General features: G+C 67.5%; 1 protein-coding gene. It reads left to right on the top strand.

Annotation, left to right across the window (positions count from 1 at the left end; translation table 11 throughout):
• On the top strand, positions 1 to 260 hold a 260-nt coding region (locus PA598K_RS36435; RefSeq protein ID WP_221414172.1), incomplete at its 5' end, for a hypothetical protein.
• Positions 261 to 514 lie beyond the last annotated feature (254 nt).

Here is a 514-nt window from a genome sequence, read left to right as displayed (position 1 = left end):
GTCTCGCTGGAGAGGAGCCGCTGCCGACGCAGCCTGCGAGTCACAGACGCCGCGCTGTCGGAGCGCAGCCAGGCAGACCGGACGGCCCGGGCAATCCGGCGGATCGGGAGCCGGCGCGGCCAGACGGGCCTCGCGGCGTCGGCGGTCCCGGAGATGTCGAGGACTATCTGTTCTGGCTGCGGACGCGCGGCGTGACTGCGCCTGGCGAACGCACGGTCGTCATCGACCTGCGTCGCGTACGCGCCCATAGCCGGGTATGAGGTCGGAGCAGGCTAGCTGCCGCTGGTCGGGGAGCTTGCGGGAGGCGGGTTGCAGGCTCCGGCGTCGACAGGCTGGCGAGACGCACACTTGCGAGCACAAGGTGGAGGCTTGTGAGTGGCAGGGCATACGCTGATCGGGCGACAGGTTGCGCGTTTTGCGGAACGATGGCTGCGGGTGAAGCTTATTCCGGTTGCGCGTTCTCGCGCATTCCGGTATGATGATGGCATAGAAGAGAATACAGGACGGCGTGAAG

Origin of the sequence: Paenibacillus sp. 598K (assembly GCF_003851045.1) — a bacterium.
Lineage (GTDB): Bacteria > Bacillota > Bacilli > Paenibacillales > Paenibacillaceae > Paenibacillus_D.
Note: the sequence above shows the minus strand (reverse complement) of the source record. Positions and strands in the feature narration are given on the sequence as shown.